This window comes from Scatolibacter rhodanostii (assembly GCF_900197595.1).
GTDB lineage: Bacteria > Bacillota > Clostridia > Oscillospirales > Acutalibacteraceae > Scatolibacter > Scatolibacter rhodanostii.
In genome coordinates, this window is record NZ_FZLO01000001.1 from 509,659 (window position 1) to 528,119 (window position 18,461).

Consider the following 18,461-nt stretch of genomic DNA (forward strand, 5'->3'; position numbering starts at 1 on the left):
TCGCTTAAAATAACTTTGCCTAATCAGATATATTTGAAATATCTTTCTCTGTAAAATTCTTCTTTATCTCTGCCCAATGTAAAAGAGTTTATTTCTGCTTTCTTGATATGAATATATTTTGCTGTTAACTCTTCACCAATAATCTTTTTAATAAAAACAGATTTTTCTGCCAGAGCAACTGCTTCTTCCAAACTTTCTGGCAAAGCAGTTAAATTTGCTGTAATAGATTCAGGCGCATTGTATAAATTTTCGTTAAGCGCTGGGGGTAAAATTAAGTTTTCATCAATTCCATCCAGACCAGCACTCATAATCAGTGCAAAAGCAAGATATGGGTTAATAGATGGGTCAGGAGAGCGTAATTCCATGCGAACTTTTTCTACGTTCGAAGCAGGGATTCTAACCAATTGAGAGCTGTTTTGATGTGACCAAGACACATATTTAGGTGCGTTAAAATTACCCAATCTTTCATAAGAATTGATAGTAGGATTTAAGAACAATGTAATTTCAGCTGCTTTTTGCAAAATACCAGCAATAAAGCTTTCGGCAACCTTTGAATGCTCTCCATTTTGGTTTTTAAAAATATTTAACCCATTTTTAGAAAGGGAAAGATTCACATGCAATCCGCTGCCGCATTGGTCCATTAAAGGTTTGGGCATAAAAGAACTATAAAAACCATTTCTTTCTGAAATAGCCTTTACAACAGACTTAAAAGTTAGTAAGTTGTCTGCACAAGTTAGAGGATCAGAGAACTTAAAATCAATCTCGTTTTGTCCAGGACCCTGTTTATGATGTGATTTTTCAGGTTTTAAGCCCATTTCATCCAAGCAAAGGCAAATTTCACGTCGAATATTTTCGCCTTTATCTAGCGGAGGAATATCAAGATAACCTCCGTAATCAATTGTGGTTTGCGTTGGGTTCCCATTTTCATCTGTTTTAAAGAGATAAAACTCGCATTCTGCACCAAGTTTGCAAGCGTACCCCATTTGAGAACAGCGTTCGATGACTTTTTCTAAAATATGTCGGCTATCATGGCTATAAACAGAACCGTCAGGGTTTCGCAGGTTACAATAAAAACGCACCACTCTTCCGGGGCCTGGGCGCCAAGGCAAAATTGTTAAAGTTGTGGGATCAGGAAAAAGCAATAAATCGGAATGAGTTACCTCAGTGAAACCTTCGATAGCAGATGAATCAAACGAAATGCCATTTTCAAAAGCCGACTGCAATTCGTCAGGCATAATTGAGATGTTCTTTTGGTTGCCAAAGAGATCACAAAAACCAAGCTTAATGAATTTGACATCGTTCTCTCTTACAAATTCTAAAACTTCGTTGGCGGTATGTGTCATGATAAAATACCTCCTTAATGATCGCATCATTTTATGCGATTTTTTAAGACTAAATTTTAATAAAAAATATAATAATATGATATGGAAAAAATAAAAGATACTAAAGATATTTGAAATTTAACGAAAAAATTTGAAAAATGTTTGCTTTAATCTTCTTGGTAATAAAGTCATGAATTCTAGCAACCTAATAATAATTTAGTATGACTGTTTTATCGGGTTTTAGTATATTTCTAAAAAAGGCGTTATCAAACCATGCTATCGTGCAATTTCAGATAAAAGAGTAATTGAAATTGCCTATTTTGCATGACCTGATGAACGCCTTTGTTCATGAGAGAATATAATATTGCTATAAACCTGTTATACAGGAACAGCATAAATTTGTCAACAAAAAATTTTGATTTTTTTATAAAGACAGCTTGACAAGAAAAACTTTTTGTGACATACTAAAACACGTAAACAGCAAAGGCGCTGCGGATAATTCCGTAGCGTCTTTTTCTGTTTTTTCAGAAACAAACAGAAAATCTATACGGATTGCTGTTGATACTGAATTTGCTGTAGAAGGATTTAAGGAGGTCATTTATTTTATGAAAGATATTACAAGATTATTTTCGAGCATGGTTTTTGATGACTCAGTGATGAAGGCAAGACTGCCAAAAGATACTTATAAAGCACTCAAAAAAACCATTGCACAAGGCACGCATTTAGAACTAGATGTCGCCAATGTAGTGGCAAATGCCATGAAAGACTGGGCAGTCGAAAAAGGGGCTACCCATTTCACACACTGGTTCCAACCAATGACAGGTATTACCGCTGAAAAGCATGACAGCTTTATCTCTCCTACAGCCGACGGAAAAATTATTATGGAATTTTCCGGCAAAGAATTGGTTCGTGGTGAACCCGATGCTTCCAGCTTTCCTTCCGGCGGTTTGAGAGCCACTTTTGAAGCAAGAGGATATACTGTTTGGGATACCACTTCATTTGCCTTTATCAAAGATGGAACACTATGCATTCCTACTGCTTTCTGCTCTTACAGTGGTGAAGCATTAGATAAAAAAACACCGTTGCTTCGCTCTATGCAGGCTATTGATAAACAGGCTATGCGTGTTCTGCGTTTGTTTGGCAATAAATCAGCAAAACGAGTGTTGACAACCGTAGGTCCTGAACAAGAATATTTTCTCATTGACAAAAAAATGTATTTGAAAAGACCTGATCTCATCTACACCGGCAGAACAGTATTGGGTTCTCCTCCTCCTAAAGGACAGGAAATGGAAGATCATTACTTCGGTGTTTTAAAACCAAGAGTATCTGCCTTCATGAAAGAGCTAGATGAAGAACTTTGGAAGCTGGGAATACTCGCAAAAACAAAGCACAACGAAGTAGCTCCGGCCCAGCATGAATTGGCACCTATTTTCAGCACCACCAATTTGGCACTTGACCATAACCAACTGACAATGGAACTGATGAAAGTGATAGCTGACAGACATGATATGGTTTGTCTGTTGCACGAAAAGCCATTTGCAGGTGTCAACGGTAGCGGCAAACATAACAACTGGTCAATTTCAACTGATACTGGTTTGAATCTACTAGAGCCTGGCGACACGCCATTTGAAAACGCACAATTCTTACTGTTCCTCGTAGCGGTTATTAAAGCTGTTGATGAGTATCAAGATCTTCTGCGTGTTTCTGTTGCCAGTGCCGGAAACGATCATAGACTGGGTGCCAATGAGGCTCCTCCTGCTATCGTATCCATGTTCTTGGGCGATGAATTGACAGAAATTTTGGAAACCATTGATGAGGGCAAAGCTTATCATGGAAAAGAAAAAATAGAAATGGAAATTGGCGCTACTGTTTTGCCGCATTTCCCAAAAGACACGACAGACAGAAACCGCACATCTCCCTTTGCTTTTACAGGCAATAAGTTTGAATTCCGTATGTTGGGTTCTGCTTTCTCTATTGCTGGCCCCAATATCATCCTCAACACGATTGTAGCTGAAGAATTAAGCCAATTTGCAGATATCTTGGAAAAATCAGCTGACTTTAAAGCAGACTTGGCTAATTTGATTAAGAGCACCATTCAAAAACACAAAAAGATTATCTTTAATGGTAACAACTATTCAGATGAATGGGTAAAAGAAGCTGAATCTAGAGGACTATTGAACCTCAAAACAACAGTAGATGCTCTTCCTTCCTTTATTGCTTCTAAAAATGAAGAAGTCTTTGCAAAACATCAGGTTTTTACAGAGACAGAACTGCATTCCAGATATGAAATTATGCTTGAGAATTATGCTAAGATTATTCGCATTGAGTCATTGACCATGGTAGACCTATTGAAAAAAGAAGTGTTACCGGCAACTCTTGGCTATCAAAGCGAACTAGTTTCTCTCTTGCAGAAGAAAAATGAATGCGGATTAGATTCCACAGTAGAAGAAAGCTTGACCAAGAAGATTTCAGAGCTTACCGTTCTGCTCTATCAAAAGCTTGGTAAATTAGAAGAAAAAATGGTGCAGGCAGGAACAATAACCGATACTTTGGAATTGGCTCAATATTATCAAAATGCAGTGTTTGCAAGCATGTCAGACGCAAGAACTATAGCCGATGAATTAGAAACACTTGTCTCTAAAAAATATTGGACACTTCCAACTTATGGCGAACTTCTTTATAGCGTGAACTAAAACAACATCTAAAGGATTGGTCCTAAAATCTTTTATCCTCAATATAGATATCGTCTGGCAAAATACGCTTTGTATTTTTCAGGCGATATCTTTCTTTAATCTATCACGAATTCAGGAATTGAACCAAATTTACTTGGCTAATTGAAACGTGTTAAGGTAAAACACTCTATGAGGCGTGTCGTTTAGGTTTAGCTTGAAAATAAGCGAATTTTGCGGTATACTATATTATTATAGATTAAATAGGGACTGGGGGATATGGTATTGAATCTGAAACAATGGAAAGTGGCTTCTTTAAACAAACAGCGTGCCGCTGAAATTGCCGAACGGTTTGCTATTCCTGATTTTCTTGCTATGATGTTGGACATTCGGGGTTTTACCACAGATGAAGCAATTGAAGATATCTTTTCGTCTGAATACTATCTTTCCGATCCTTTTCTGATTAAAGATATGGATAAAGCAGTAAAACGAATTCAGGCCGCCATCGATTCTTTTGAAAAAATTGCGGTCTACGGCGATTATGATACAGACGGTGTAACAGCCACTGCCATTCTTTTTACTTATCTAGACACTGTTGGCGCAAATGTAATGTATTATATTCCTCAACGTGAATCTGAAGGATATGGCATGAACAAAGATGCCGTTCGATTTCTCCATGAATCGGGCGTGAATTTGATTGTGACAGTGGATAACGGGATTGCCAGCATTGAAGAAGTTGATTTGGCAAACGAATTGGGTATGGACGTTGTAATCACCGACCATCATCGTCAACATGCTGTTCTGCCGAATGCAGTAGCTGTCGTTGATTTGCACCGCCATGATTGCGATGTTCCTTTTAAAGATTTGTGTGGTGCTGGCCTTGCTCTAAAACTGCTCATGGCGCTAGAGGGCGGCGATGAAGATATGATTCTCGCAGAATATGCTGATTTGGCAGCATTGGGAACGATAGCCGACGTTATGCCGTTAACAGGAGAAAATCGTGTGATTGTCAAGGCTGGGTTAGAAGTACTTCAAAACGGAGGTAAACCCGGTTTAGAAGCTCTAATTCGTCAAAGCGGAAGCTCTGATCGTGAGTTAACCGCTAAAATGTTGGCTTTTACGATTATTCCTAGGCTAAATGCAACGGGGCGAATGAGTTCTTCTGAAAAAGCAGTTAAATTGTTGACCTGTGATTATGAGGAAGAAGCCGAAATATTAGCTTCTGATATTTGCGAAGAAAACACCTCACGCAGAAGCATTGAAGCTGATATTGCAAAAGCTGCTATGGCAGAGATTGAATCAAATGCCGATTTGGTGACAGATAGAGTTCTTGTGGTCTCTGGAGAAAATTGGCATGCAGGTATTATTGGCATTGTTGCCTCTAAAATCACCGACCATTTCGGTAAGCCTTGTATTGTAATTACGAAGCAAGGCGAAATTGCCAAAGGTAGCGGACGAAGCGTAGAAGGATTTTCTTTGTTTGAGGCCATCACTTCTTGTGCAGAATTGTTTGAGAAATTTGGTGGTCATCCCATGGCGGTCGGAATCACGCTAAAAACAGAGAATATTGAAGCTTTGCGTATAAAAATCAATACATATGCACAAAATGCTTACCATATCATGCCTTCACAAAAGGTTCATCTCGATTGTAAGCTTAATCCTGCTTTTGTTTCTGCCGGCATGCCAGAACAGCTTAAACAATTAGAACCTTTTGGTGCAGCAAATGCTGAACCAGTTTTTGGTTTTTATAAAATGGAAATAGAGAAAATTATCCCTGTGGGCGGTGGAGCGCATCTTCGTTTACAATGCACTCGAAATGGCAGTGCGATAACCTGTATGTGTTTTTCTACAACAGAAACAGCCTTTTTATACGAAGTTGGCGATATAGTGGATTTGGCTGTGTCTCTTGACGCAAAAGAATATAAAGGGCAAATGCAGTTGACCATTATTGTCAAGGACATTAAACCTTCTCATTTAGATTTAGATACAAATATTCAGAGCTATCGTATGTATGAGAGATTTACAAGAGAAGAGAAGCTTTCTGCTGAAGAAGCCCAAATGATTACACCAAGTCGTGAAGAGTTGGGTGATGTTTACCGTAAAATTACAGCCAAAAATGGTTTGACGGTAGGACTTTTATCACTTACTGCCGGTTTTGCAAAACCAACCATGACATTGGGAAAGCTCTTAATTTGCCTTACTGTTTTAAATGAAAGAAAGTTGGCTGAGTGTCAGCTTTTAAACGAACAAGTGCAATTGTCACTTCTGCCGACTAGTGGAAATAAAATAAACATATATGATTCTGCTGTTTTCAGTAAAATCAAAGACTTGATAGAATAAATTTCGAAAGGGGGAGAATGATGAGCAGAGAAATTATAAAAAACATTTCAACTTTTTCTGAGTTGGAAGCGATTATAAAAGAAAGTAAAAGAGAATATGACGTTGATTTGATTCGAAAAGCTTATGTGCTGGCAGATGAAAATCATAAAGATCAAAAACGTCGTTCAGGTGAACCTTATATCATTCATCCGCTTTCTGTGGCGGCTATACTGGTTGCACTTGGTATGGATTCTAAATCTGTTATGGCCGGACTGTTGCATGATGTGGTAGAAGACACCTCTTGCACAGAAGAAGAACTCACAGAAGAATTTGGCAAAGAAGTTTCGCTATTAGTAGACGGGGTTACAAAACTTGGTAAAATCCCATTCTCCTCACGAGAAGAGCAACAGGCAGAAAATATCCGAAAAATGCTTATGGCTATGGCAGAGGATATTCGGGTTATTATTATTAAATTTGCCGACCGTATGCATAATCTCAGCACGCTTGAATATGTTTCTCCTCAAAAACAACGAGATAAAGCGCTTGAATGTGTAGAGGTTTATGCACCAATTGCACATAGACTTGGTATTCGTGCTGTTAAAGAATATATGGAAGATATTTCTTTGAAATATCTTGACCCGGTAGCCTATCATGAAATTGAAGCAAAATTAGAATCACAGAGCACAAGCCGAAACCAGTTTATAGAATCAACCATGTCGTTTATCAAAAATCGAGTGCAAATATCTATTCCCAATGTGCATATTGGCGGGCGAGTCAAAAGTATTTATGGTATCTACCGTAAAATGTTTGTGCAAGGAAAATCGATTGATGATATCTATGACATTTTTGCAATTCGCGTCATAGTCGATACAATTGAAGATTGTTATAATGTATTAGGCATTGTGCATGATATGTTCCAGCCCCTTCCAAACCGATTTAAAGACTATATCTCTATGCCAAAACCTAATATGTATCAGTCTTTGCATACAACTGTTATCAATAAAGATGGCATTAAATTTGAGATTCAAATACGCACTAGAGAAATGCATCAAACAGCTGAATATGGCATCGCCGCACACTGGAAATATAAAATGGGGATGTCTGCGAAAGAATCTGAAAGTGAAAATCTAGATAATCGCCTAGCTTGGATTCGCCAAATGCTTGATAATCAAAAAGAAAGTGAAGATGTCACTGACATTGTGCACTCTATTAAGAGTGATTTGATGCCGGAAGAGGTCTTTGTCTTTACGCCTAAAGGTGATGTCATCAATCTTCCTCTTGGCTCTACTGTGATTGATTTTGCTTATGCGATTCACAGTGAGGTTGGCAATCGCATGATTGGTGCTAAGGTAGATGGCAGAATTGTTCCGATTGATTATCGTGTAAAAACTGGCGAAATTATTGAAGTCATGACGGTGAAAGAGGGGAAAGGCCCTAATCGAGATTGGCTATCCATTGTTCGCACAAGCGAAGCACGCAATAAAATTAGAACTTGGTTTAAAAAAGAAAAGCGTGATGACAATATTATAGAAGGCAAATCAGCACTTGAACATGAATTCAAAAGAAATAGTATCGTGATGAGCGATGAATTAATGGAATTCATGATTGCCCACATTGGCAAACGACACAGTTGTAATACGGCAGAAGATTTTTATGCGGCGATCGGCTATGGCGGTATCCAGCTCTGGAAAGTCATGCCTCGCATAAAGGAAGAGCATATCCGTATCACAAAACCTGAAGAAAACAATATTCCTGACATTCCGCTAGTTGATTCCAGCGTATCAGCAAAATCGGCTGGAGGTGTCATTGTTGCCGGTTTGGATAACTGCTTAATTAAGTTTTCGAAATGTTGTAATCCGTTGCCAGGTGATGATATTATCGGCTTTATCACCAGAGGGTATGGTGTTTCTATTCATAAACGGAGTTGTTCCAATGTACCGCAGGATTTAGGACTTTCTTCAGAGCCAGATCGCTGGGTAAACGCACATTGGGCAGGAGATGTAAAAGAAGACTTTAAATCCACCTTGCATATTATCTGCAGTGATCGTGGTGGCCTTTTGGCCGATATTACGCAGGCACTATCAAATATGCATATTTTTATTCATGCGCTAAATTCTAGAGAAGAGCGAAATTCTGATCGAGCCATCATTTCAGCAACAGTTTCTATCAGTGGTTTACCTCAGCTAGAAGCAACTATAGAAAAGCTAGGAAGAATTTCTGGTGTTATTACGATTGACAGGAGCTGAAGATGCAACTTTATTTATCTGGACATTCATTTCAGTTTGAATGTGAAAATATTTGTCGTCTGTTTTTCCCTTATAGTCCAATTCAAAAAATAGAATTGCCATTAGAAACTGAAAGTTTATTTTGTTCAGCCGTCATAACGGAAACAGAAAATGGATATACATATACAATCACTTTGTCTGAAAATGGGAAAAAGCTGTCAAGTGAAAATGTATTTCCACAAAAAGATGAGTATCAGCTGACCCGTTTGCTTTTTGCTTTAATGGTAGAATTCACTGGTTATACTCCTCCATGGGGAATGCTAACAGGAATACATCCTGTAAAATTGTTGCATAGCTACGCACAAGAAAATGACCTTATACAGGCTCAAAACGTCTTCCGCCATCAGTTTTTTGTCAGCGAAAAGAAGATTTTGTTAGCAAAAAAAACATTGCAGGTACAGGCAGAAATTGTAGATAACATAGGCGAAAATGATTTTAGCTTATATGTTGGCATTCCTTTTTGTCCCACCAGATGTTCCTACTGTTCTTTTGTAGCACAGAGCATTGAGAAAAGCAAAAAACTAATTGATCCATACTTTGCACTTCTTCTAAAAGAAATAGAAAAAACTGCAGAGGTTTCTCAGAATCTTGGGCTTCGATTACGTTCGGTATATGTCGGAGGTGGAACACCCACTACGCTAAGTGCTTCACAATTGAATCTGTTATGTGAAACGGTGCAACAGAATTTTGATATGTCGCGGTGCACAGAATTTACGGTGGAGGCGGGAAGGCCCGATACAATAACAGAAGAAAAGTTAGCGGCCCTGAAAGAAGCAGGCGTGGGCAGAATTAGTATTAATCCACAGTCAATGTCAAACGAAGTTCTCGAAGCAATTGGAAGAAGCCATCAGGCAGAAGATGTTACGAAAGCTTTTGAGGCGGCTAAAAAAGCGGGGATTACTTTGATTAATTCTGATTTAATTGCAGGACTACCCAAGGATACTATAGAATCATTTCGCCATACCTTAGATAGTGTATTGAATTTAGGCGCTACCAATGTAACCGTACATTGCTTAGCACTGAAAAGAGCTGCCTCGTTAGATGAATTGAGTCAAGATATTGCCTTGCACAAGCAGACAGAACTTGTGAATCAAATGGTAGATGAATCCATCACTCGCTTAGAACAGGATGATTTTCTGCCCTATTACCTATATAGGCAATCTCGAATAGCCGGTAATCTTGAAAATACTGGTTGGGCGAAAAAGAATGACTTGTGTGCCTACAATATTTACACAATGGATGAATCAATGACTGTTTTGGCATGTGGTGCTGGAGCAGTTTCTAAGATAAAAGACCCTTATAGCAATCGTTTAGAACGAATTTTTAACTTCAAGTATCCGACAGAATATATTAATCGGAATGAGGAAATACTAAAAAGGAAGGATGGTGTGGCAGCGTTTTATGAGCAATTTCGCAAGCGGATATATTAAATATATCAATCACCTAGAGCAAATTAATGAAGGTGCTCTCAAAACTCCTGAGCGCATGATTCGGGAAATAGAAAATTCTTACCAAGAACATATACGCAATGTAGCTAGAAACATTGCAGAAGAGCATAAATATGCTAAAATTGCAATGTTATCCGGCCCAAGCAGCAGTGGAAAGACAACAACGGCACATATTCTGCAAGGGTATTTAGAACAATTTGGTATACGTTCTGTCATTATTTCTTTGGATAACTTTTATCGTGGACGTGATGCTGCCCCTCTTTTGCCCGATGGAACAAGAGATTATGAGTCAATCGAAGCACTACGTGTTGATAAGCTTAAAGAATGTTTAAACTCTCTTGTGACAACAGGTAAGTTTTCAGTACCCGAATACAATTTTGCGTTAGGTAGGCCAGAAGAAAAAGAAACTGAATATACTGTTACAGATAAAGATATTGTTATTATTGAAGGAATTCATGCGCTGAATCCTAATTTTACAAAAGAATTGCCTGAAGAGAAATTAATCAAACTTTATGTCAGTGTAAAACAACCAATCAAAGATGCAAATGGGGAAGTAGCTACGCCTCTTGATTTGCGTTTAACACGCCGCATTATTCGAGATGTACGTACACGTGGAACCTCTGCTGAAACCACACTCCAAATGTGGACTTCTGTCATAGCAGGAGAAGACAAATATATTCGCCCTTATCGAATTACAGCTGACTACACGATTAATACCATTCATATTTATGAACCTTGTGTTATGCGCAAGCAAGCAATTTCTCTGCTGAGAGAAATTCCGCAAGACAGCCCTTACTACCGTAAAGCCAGAGATTTGGAATCACATCTCATGCGTTTTGAGCCAATTGATGAAACTTTGGTGCCCGAACATTCCATGCTCAGAGAATTCATTGGTTCGTCAGAAAAATGAAAAGAATTGTCGGATTGCGTTAAGGAAAAATTAACGTTTTAGACATGAAAGGCTGTTTACAAAGCTTTGAAATGTTGCTATACTAAATACAACAACAGTATTAATACTTTGAACCTAACCTTGAAGGAGGATTTAAAATGGGATTCATTGATGATGTAGTAGTAAACGCAAAATCCGCAGCAGAAATTGTGGGTAAAACAGCTGGTAAGATTGTGGATGTTTCTAAATTGAAAATTAATTCGGCAGAAGTAAATGCTGATATCAAAGAGGAATTTGAAGCATTAGGCAGATATGTGTACGAAAATGCTCGTGTTTTCCACTCTGATGACGTAGAAATGGCTGCAAAAATGGCAAGAATTGACGTGCTAAAAGAGCAAGCTTCTTCCATTCAAAAAGAATTATTGGATAAGCAAAATAAAACTTCTTGCCCAAGCTGTGGCAAAATGAGCCCGGTTGGAGTTTCATTCTGTAGTGTTTGCGGCACAAAACTTGATACAAAAGATGTCGCAGAAGCAGCACCTCAAGAGCAACCTAAAACCGAAGAAAAACCAGCAGAAGAAAAAGCCGCGGAAGATACAAATTCTACTGAAGAATAATTATTTCGCATATAAAAGCCACCTGATTTTAAAATCAGGTGGCTTTTTGTTGTTGCTATTATTTCTAAACATACAACTTATCATTAGCATTAACACATTTGTTATAGAATGGAAACATAAGATTATTGTCGGCTTAAATACTCGTCAAATGTTCCAGTATAATCAACAACACCAGTGGGTGCAAGCTCAATAATACGGGTTGCAATTGTTTCAATAAATTGATGATCGTGAGAAGAAAAAATCAAATTTCCGGAAAAATCAGTAAGAGCATTGTTAAGTGCCGTGATAGATTCAAGGTCAAGGTGGTTAGTAGGTTGATCAAGTAGCAGAACATTGGCTCCTGATAGCATCATACGAGAAAGCATACAGCGAACTCTTTCTCCACCAGAAAGCACATTAACAGGTTTGTAAACATCTTCACCAGAAAAAAGCATGCGTCCTAAAAACTGACGTAAATAGCTTTCGTGTGGATCTTCAGAATACTCTGCAAGCCAATCAATTATCGATTCTTCATGTCCGGCAAAAAAAGCAGTATTATCACGCGGAAAATATGTTTGTGAAGTGCTGACACCCCACTTAAAGCTGCCACTATCAGGTTCTAATTCACCAGATAAAATTTTCATTAAAGTTGTGTTTGCCTGTTCATGATTGCCAACAAGTGCAATTTTGTCGCCTTTAGCCGCAACAAATGAAACATGATCTAGTACAAGGACACCATCGACTGTCTTAGTCAGGTCTTCTACAAAAAGGATGTCTTTTCCTGCTTCGCGATCAGGTTTAAAGCTTACCCAAGGATAACGTCGTGACGAAGCCGGGAGTTCATTGACCGTTAAATTGTCTAACAGTTTTTTACGTGAAGTTGCCTGTTTTGCTTTAGATTTATTGGCAGAAAATCGGGCAATAAAGTCTTGCAATTCCTTGGCTTTTTCTTCTGCTTTGCGATTTTGGTCGCGAAGTATTTGCTGCATTAATCGGCTAGATTCATACCAGAAGTCATAATTTCCCACATATAGATTGATTTTTGCATAATCAATGTCAACAATATGTGTACAAACAGAGTTGAGAAAATGTCTGTCATGAGAAACCATAATGACTGTGCCATCAAATTCCAGAAGAAAATCTTCTAGCCATTCAATTGATTTATAGTCTAGGTTATTTGTTGGTTCATCAAGTAAAATTACATCAGGTTTACCAAATAAAGCTTGTGCAAGCAACACTTTAACTTTTTGGCGACCCTCTAGCTCGACCATCTTGCTCTCTTGTAAAGAAGCTGGTATACCAAGTCCTTGCAAAATTTTGGCAGCATTGGATTCGGCTTCCCAACCATCTAATTCAGCAAATTCTTCTTCTAATTCAGAGGCTAACACGCCGTCTTCTTCGCTGAAATCAGGCTTGGCATAAAGAGCTTCTTTTTGCTCCATGATTTCATAAAGGCGGGGATTGCCCATTAACACTGTCTGCATAACAATATTTTGATCATATTGATCATGGTTCTGTTTCAAGACCGACATACGAATTTTATCAGGCATAGAAACTTGACCATTTGTAGGTTCTAATTCACCCGATAGAATTTTAAGAAAAGTTGATTTTCCGGCACCATTCGCACCAATTACCCCATAACAGTTTCCAGGAGTAAAGACAAGATTAACATTGGCAAATAGCTTGCTTGCTCCAAAATGTAGGCTGACATTATCTACAGTTATCATAATATTTTATTATTCTCCTTTATCGCACTCAAATTATTATTATACAAGATATTCTGAAAATAAGCAATGTAAAACCTATTGAAATGAGTGAATTAAGCCTCATCTTCTAATTTATCTTCGCTATATTCTAAAATATCACCAGGCTGACATTTCAGAACTCGGCAAATTTCATTTAAAGTCGAAAAACGAATTGCCTTCACCTTTCCTGTTTTAAGATAAGAAAGATTCACTTGAGAAATGCCCACTCTCTCAGCTAATTCATTTAAGCGCATTTTTCGATCAGCAAGCATACGGTCGAGTCGTATAATAATCATAATGTAGAATCAACCTCGTTCTGCAAATAAATGCCGTAATCAAAAATATATGCAATTAGGAGTAAAATAGCGCCAAAGAGAATGTCAGAACTAAAAGGATTAATCTGAACAGATAGAGAGAGGGAATTGTCTGTAAAGCTTTGAATAAGAAAAGGGAAAAATATAGATGTCGTAATTGTGACTACGGGCGAACCAATTAAAAGTGCTAAACCGGCTTTAAAAAGATAGGAAGCATTTTCCGTTACAAAAACATTCTTATTGGCAATATTCTGGAGAAAAGGGTACGTAAACAGTAAAGCCATTGATGTTGGTAGAACGCTGCAAATAGGAATTAAACGAATTAGCAACTGTGTTAAAAAGGCAACTGATGAACCAGATAAAAAAAGGTGCAGTTTTTGAGAATAATTGATATACCATACATGGCTTGACGTGTTGTCAAGAAAATCTGTCAGCAAAATAGGATTGTCATAACCTGTGTTAGTTTTGGGATTCAGCCCATGAAAATTAATGGAAATTCTGCCCAAAAGAGAAATTACGGTAATTCCTGCAAATAAAATTAAAAATAAAAATATTAGGCCTTGCAATCCATGGCATAATCTTTGGGCAAATTTGTCATTACGAACAAGCTTCTGAAGCATTAGTAAAACCTCTTTCTACTCTAGCAGAAGCAAGTTTTATAGTCGCAATCAAAAAATACTCCTGCCAATATTCTTTGACAAGAGTATAGCAAGAGTTTTATAGTATGTCAATAAAATTTAATGATAATCGTTATATTATTTTAGTGAATCATTAAAAATAACGTGATATACTTCTTGATAAAGTTGGTCACGAATAGAGATAAACGCTTCTTCATCTAAAGATAATCTGTGGCTCATTAAATATAAAGGAATTTTTTCACAATTCTCTTGTAACGCAGGTTGAAAATAGGTGTATTCATTGAGATAAAATCCGTGACGTCTATAAAATGCAATACGCCGTTTGGCGAGCTCTGTTTCTGGTAGCTCTACTTCTAACACAAATGGAACTTGACAGTTTTGCGTGAGTTTATCTAGCATTAGACCCCCAATTCCTTGTCCGCGCAGAGAATCACTGACAGCAAAATGTTCACCAAAGCAAAGGGTGGGCGTTTCCCAATACGCAAAAAAAGCGGTAATAGCACCCTCGTCTTTGCGAACAAGCAAATGATAAAGTGGGTTTTGCAGCAAATCTTTCTGAGCCTGATAGCTACGCATTTCTGTTTTTGGAAAAGCTTGTTTCATAAGCGAAAAGACTTCTTCAAATTCCATTGCGCTAATCGGATTTCTATCATAAAAATGTTCGTATTGTGTCACAGTTGCCTCCTTGTTGATTAGGAAATTTATATTTGATATAAATTCATTATAGAGGATAATTGGATTTTGGGCAACACTGCAGCTTCCACACAACAGGAAAGATAATTTTATTATGAAAAACCCTCACTTTTACTGCCTTACAGTAGTAAAAAGGAGGGCTTTTTCATAATACTAGATAATCGTTAATAAATTTGCTATGCTGCTGTATAATAGATGGCTCCAGAAGAATCTGTAATCGCTTGTAAGGTCGTATTTTCGACTACAAAATTCTCTTCATGCCCAGCAGTAATAGAACCGGTGACAGCTACAGAAAAAGTATAAGTTTCCGTAGTTGTGCCATCAGTTAAGCTAATATAATAATAGGCATTTGTGCTAGCTGCAGATGGTACAAGTGCTGTATTTGTTACAGTAATCGATAATACGGCATTACTATCATCTGTATTAAACGGGGTGCCACTTGCAACAGTAACGGCTATATCTGTCATAAAATCTTCCTTTCATTAATTTTAAGAATTACAAGCTCTCAAACTTATTATATTCAAGGACAAGATATCTGTGCGTAATAAAGAAATTGCACATGTCTATCAATTCGCACATATAAAGATAAGGGGGAAAGAAATGGCAATGATAGATATAAAATGCACAGAATCAATTAGTCAAATTCCAAAGAGTCAATACACCGTCTACCAAAATGATAAATTATATCTTGGGTGCAACTCTCAAATTTGTCTTTTTTTTGAGCTGCCCTTATTTATATTTTTAAATCAAATAAAAAGCGCAAGATTAATTCTCTTTAAAATTCCCTTGCAAGAGCCAATCTGTTTGGATACAAGAAACAACAGGTATACTGTTTATCCTTTTCTGGATTTTTTTAGTGTTTACGGACATTGTTATGAAACGCCGCAAGTGGTAGACAATTTGTCAATTGAATATAAAGATCAAATAGAGAAGAGTTATACAGAGGTTGATATTACCGAAATCGTAAAGGCATGGATAGATCAAAGTCTAGAAAACAAAGGGATTCTTTTAAGGGCGGACCCTTTGGCTGCTTATCTTGCATACGCCTCTAACCGGTATAAAATCAGAGGAATGCATCCCATCCTTCGAATTACATTGGATGGGGTAAATTTTCCAATGCATGTTGCACCATGCGCCGTTGACATCGGCACGCCCTAAAGACGCTTTTGTAAAGTAACAAATTATTTTTTGTAATAAGCTAAATGCATTCCATTCAAAAAAAGGCCCCAACAGTTAACTTCCCATATCAAGGGGTGGCTAACTGTTGGGGTCCTACTTATAGCAAAAAAATACGATTACATTAAGGTCGATTGATCAAATTGATTCAGCCATTTAGTAGCAGCATCTGCGACATCTTTTAAAGCACTGTCATTAAACGGAGAAGTCATGTCAGCAGTCTTTACAAGGCCATCAAAAGTAAGCATCCCTGCTTTAGAAACAAATTTCATATAACGCTTCCAGGCATCCTCACGATTTTCTTGCATAGTTGCCCAAAACTGTAAAGCGACAGTTTGTGCCAAGCAATAATCGATATAATAAAAAGGCATCTCATAGATGTGAATTTGCCGTTGCCAAAAGCGTCCGTCTTTGTAGAAAGGAGTTTCGGTGTCCTGATACCATGGGCGGTATTTTTTTTCTAATTCCGACCACAATTGATGACGTTCTGTTGGTGTCATCTCAGGGTTTTTATAAATTTCGTGCTGGAAATGGTCAACCATAGTGCCATAAGGAATAAAGGTAAGAGCACCTTCTAAATGCTGATAATAGAATTTTTGCGTCTGGTTACCAAAAAAGCCTTCACACCATGGCCATGCAAAAAATTCCATAGACATAGAATGGACCTCTGCTGATTCCATGGTAGGCTGACGATTTTCAAGCGGCACAATATTTCGAGCTTGATAAGCGGCAAAAGCGTGACCCGCTTCATGAGTAATTACCTCAATATCGCCTGCAGTGCCATTGAAATTGGCAAAAACAAACGGACTTTTATATTCAGAAAATTCGGTGCAATACCCTCCACTGGCTTTGCCTTTGCGAGAAACGACATCAAACAGCTCATTTTCCATCATAAAATCAATAAATTCTGCCGTTTCAGGCGATAATTCACGATACAATTTTTGACCGTAAGCTAAAATCTCATCGGGAGTTCCTGTTGGTTTAGCATTACCTGAGGGGAATTTGATTTCGGCATCCGGATATTTCATGGGGAAGGCAACCCCATTTCGTTTAGCTTGTTCTTGTTTTAAACGTGTGACAACCGGAACCAAATGCTTTTGAACGGCTTCTCTGAATTTTTCGACATCTTTCTCATTGTAACTATTGCGCGTCATTCTATCATACCCTAGAGCAATAAAATTCTTATGCCCAAGAGTTTGACTGAGTTTCGTACGAATCGTTACAAGTTGGTCAAAAATAGAATCAAACTGTTCGGCATGATTCATGAAAAAGCTGCCATAGGCATTCCAAGCAGCAATCCGTTTTTCTGTGTTGGTCGATTGCATATGAGGAGTCATCTGGGCTAGTGTTAGTGTTTCTCCTTCAAATTCTACTTGGGCAGAGGCAATTAATTTAACGTATTCAGAAACCAAACGATTTTCTTGTTGAAGATCAGCTATCATAGAAGGTGTAAAAGTGCGCATCTCAATTTCTGCGTTCTTGAAATAAAGGTCACCATATTTGGTTTCAAAATCTTTGCGAAAGGGGGTCTCTAGCATCACTTTGATAAAGTTTTGGCTTAGTTCTTGATATTGCGGAGAAATCTCATCATAGTAATCTTTCTCCTCGGCATAAAAAACATCTTCTGTGTTTATGGTATGGCGAACATTTGCTAAACTAGACGCTGTGCTAATGAGCGAGCTAAGCTTATCCCACTCCAAAAAAACTCTTTCAGCCGTCAAAAAATCTTTTGCATCACTGAGGTTTTGTACAAGCTCTTCTGCCTGCTGTTTAACTTTGCTAAAATTGATTCTTTCATAGGGCAGCTCGGAAAATTTCATGTTAATACCTCCTAAATGAGTAATAAATCGAATACTATAACCAATCAAAATAAAGGATACTAATCCAAAATTTAAATAGATATGCTTTATATTCATTATTCATATGAATATACCAGATATTGTAACATAAGCATTAGTGATATACAAGGCGATTATTAGCTTGTTTCTATATCTATAAATTATTCATGATATATGACAACTTTGAAATAGTATTTGTCTTTTAATAATTAAAGTATAGGAATTGATTTTTGAATTACACTACGTTTATTCGATACATTTTGACTTAATTCGTGCAATTAAGTCAAAATTAAATAAAATTCATTTTATTTAGACACAATTTGTTCAAATTTATAATAGAAATAGTGCATAAAAATTATTGACTGAACTATAAAAATATATTAAGATGTCATTAGTTTTTACGAAAGTCAAAATTTTTTTAGGAACAGGAGCATATATTATGCACGATACCGATACATAAAATAGCAGGAATTTAAGAGCGCGATAGGTCTTTCACGATGGATTTAACCTCAACATGAAGGCAAGTGGT

The 18,461-nt window shown here is 37.5% G+C and carries 14 protein-coding genes; 7 read left to right on the plus strand and 7 right to left on the minus strand.

What is annotated here, in order from left to right; translation table 11 throughout:
- Positions 1-23: 23 nt before the first annotated feature.
- A complete protein-coding gene (locus CS931_RS02320; RefSeq protein ID WP_099204142.1) occupies positions 24-1,343 on the minus strand; it encodes a glutamine synthetase family protein in 1,320 nt (439 codons plus the stop codon).
- 584 nt (positions 1,344-1,927) lie between these two features.
- On the opposite strand from CS931_RS02320, the gene CS931_RS02325 reads away from it, so the two are divergent.
- The 6 genes from CS931_RS02325 to CS931_RS02350 all read left to right on the plus strand — a co-directional run bounded on the left by CS931_RS02325 (position 1,928) and on the right by CS931_RS02350 (position 11,549).
- Positions 1,928-4,015: a glutamine synthetase III family protein gene (locus CS931_RS02325; protein WP_099204580.1), complete on the plus strand. Its 2,088-nt coding sequence runs from the start codon at positions 1,928-1,930 to the stop codon at positions 4,013-4,015.
- Positions 4,016-4,276: 261 nt separating this feature from the next.
- On the plus strand, positions 4,277-6,331 hold the full coding sequence (recJ, locus tag CS931_RS02330; RefSeq protein WP_159459720.1) for a single-stranded-DNA-specific exonuclease RecJ: 2,055 nt from the start codon (positions 4,277-4,279) through the stop codon (positions 6,329-6,331).
- A 17-nt stretch (positions 6,332-6,348) separates the two neighbouring features.
- Positions 6,349-8,556, plus strand: a complete 2,208-nt coding sequence (locus tag CS931_RS02335) for a RelA/SpoT family protein (protein ID WP_242964875.1) — start codon at positions 6,349-6,351, stop codon at positions 8,554-8,556.
- Positions 8,557-8,558: 2 nt separating this feature from the next.
- Entirely contained in the window at positions 8,559-10,025 is a 1,467-nt protein-coding gene (gene hemZ / locus CS931_RS02340) for a coproporphyrinogen dehydrogenase HemZ (RefSeq protein ID WP_099204144.1), read from the plus strand.
- Positions 9,997-10,953 (plus strand): uridine kinase family protein, encoded by a 957-nt coding sequence (locus CS931_RS02345; protein WP_159459721.1) that lies wholly within the window; start codon positions 9,997-9,999, stop codon positions 10,951-10,953. The genes hemZ and CS931_RS02345 overlap by 29 nt, the downstream gene beginning before the upstream one ends.
- A 137-nt stretch (positions 10,954-11,090) precedes the next feature.
- Positions 11,091-11,549, plus strand: coding sequence for an RING finger protein (locus tag CS931_RS02350; RefSeq protein ID WP_099204146.1), 459 nt, complete (start codon positions 11,091-11,093; stop codon positions 11,547-11,549).
- 122 nt (positions 11,550-11,671) lie between these two features.
- Here CS931_RS02350 and CS931_RS02355 read toward each other — a convergent pair whose 3' ends face one another.
- The 5 genes from CS931_RS02355 to CS931_RS02375 all read right to left on the minus strand — a co-directional run bounded on the left by CS931_RS02355 (position 11,672) and on the right by CS931_RS02375 (position 15,385).
- A complete protein-coding gene (locus CS931_RS02355; RefSeq protein WP_099204147.1) occupies positions 11,672-13,255 on the minus strand; it encodes an ABC-F family ATP-binding cassette domain-containing protein in 1,584 nt (527 codons plus the stop codon).
- Positions 13,256-13,347: 92 nt separating this feature from the next.
- Positions 13,348-13,569, minus strand: coding sequence for a helix-turn-helix domain-containing protein (locus CS931_RS02360; RefSeq protein ID WP_503167620.1), 222 nt, complete (start codon positions 13,567-13,569; stop codon positions 13,348-13,350).
- The gene (locus tag CS931_RS02365) at positions 13,566-14,207 is read right to left on the minus strand and encodes a DUF2975 domain-containing protein (RefSeq protein WP_099204149.1); all 642 of its coding nucleotides are present in this window, start codon (positions 14,205-14,207) and stop codon (positions 13,566-13,568) included. Before CS931_RS02365 ends, CS931_RS02360 begins: the two co-directional genes overlap by 4 nt.
- A 135-nt stretch (positions 14,208-14,342) precedes the next feature.
- Positions 14,343-14,900: a GNAT family N-acetyltransferase gene (locus CS931_RS02370; RefSeq protein ID WP_099204150.1), complete on the minus strand. Its 558-nt coding sequence runs from the start codon at positions 14,898-14,900 to the stop codon at positions 14,343-14,345.
- Between the two features lie 194 nt (positions 14,901-15,094).
- Positions 15,095-15,385: a hypothetical protein gene (locus tag CS931_RS02375; protein WP_099204151.1), complete on the minus strand. Its 291-nt coding sequence runs from the start codon at positions 15,383-15,385 to the stop codon at positions 15,095-15,097.
- A 133-nt stretch (positions 15,386-15,518) separates the two neighbouring features.
- Between CS931_RS02375 and CS931_RS02380 the strand changes: the two genes are divergently transcribed.
- Positions 15,519-16,076: a DNRLRE domain-containing protein gene (locus CS931_RS02380; RefSeq protein ID WP_099204152.1), complete on the plus strand. Its 558-nt coding sequence runs from the start codon at positions 15,519-15,521 to the stop codon at positions 16,074-16,076.
- A 137-nt stretch (positions 16,077-16,213) separates the two neighbouring features.
- Here CS931_RS02380 and CS931_RS02385 read toward each other — a convergent pair whose 3' ends face one another.
- Positions 16,214-17,914: a M3 family oligoendopeptidase gene (locus CS931_RS02385; protein ID WP_099204153.1), complete on the minus strand. Its 1,701-nt coding sequence runs from the start codon at positions 17,912-17,914 to the stop codon at positions 16,214-16,216.
- Positions 17,915-18,461: the final 547 nt, after the last annotated feature.

What these genes read in the sequence shown, in the direction of transcription:
- CS931_RS02360 (WP_503167620.1), bottom strand. Translation starts at nt 13,569, where the DNA reads ATGATTATTATACGACTCGACCGTATGCTTGCTGATCGAAAAATGCGC.
- hemZ (WP_099204144.1), top strand. Translation starts at nt 8,559, where the DNA reads ATGCAACTTTATTTATCTGGACATTCATTTCAGTTTGAATGTGAAAAT.
- CS931_RS02350 (WP_099204146.1), top strand. Translation starts at nt 11,091, where the DNA reads ATGGGATTCATTGATGATGTAGTAGTAAACGCAAAATCCGCAGCAGAA.
- CS931_RS02355 (WP_099204147.1), bottom strand. Translation starts at nt 13,255, where the DNA reads ATGATAACTGTAGATAATGTCAGCCTACATTTTGGAGCAAGCAAGCTA.
- CS931_RS02385 (WP_099204153.1), bottom strand. Translation starts at nt 17,914, where the DNA reads ATGAAATTTTCCGAGCTGCCCTATGAAAGAATCAATTTTAGCAAAGTT.
- CS931_RS02320 (WP_099204142.1), bottom strand. Translation starts at nt 1,343, where the DNA reads ATGACACATACCGCCAACGAAGTTTTAGAATTTGTAAGAGAGAACGAT.
- CS931_RS02325 (WP_099204580.1), top strand. Translation starts at nt 1,928, where the DNA reads ATGAAAGATATTACAAGATTATTTTCGAGCATGGTTTTTGATGACTCA.
- CS931_RS02380 (WP_099204152.1), top strand. Translation starts at nt 15,519, where the DNA reads ATGGCAATGATAGATATAAAATGCACAGAATCAATTAGTCAAATTCCA.
- CS931_RS02345 (WP_159459721.1), top strand. Translation starts at nt 9,997, where the DNA reads ATGAGCAATTTCGCAAGCGGATATATTAAATATATCAATCACCTAGAG.
- CS931_RS02335 (WP_242964875.1), top strand. Translation starts at nt 6,349, where the DNA reads ATGATGAGCAGAGAAATTATAAAAAACATTTCAACTTTTTCTGAGTTG.
- CS931_RS02375 (WP_099204151.1), bottom strand. Translation starts at nt 15,385, where the DNA reads ATGACAGATATAGCCGTTACTGTTGCAAGTGGCACCCCGTTTAATACA.
- CS931_RS02365 (WP_099204149.1), bottom strand. Translation starts at nt 14,207, where the DNA reads ATGCTTCAGAAGCTTGTTCGTAATGACAAATTTGCCCAAAGATTATGC.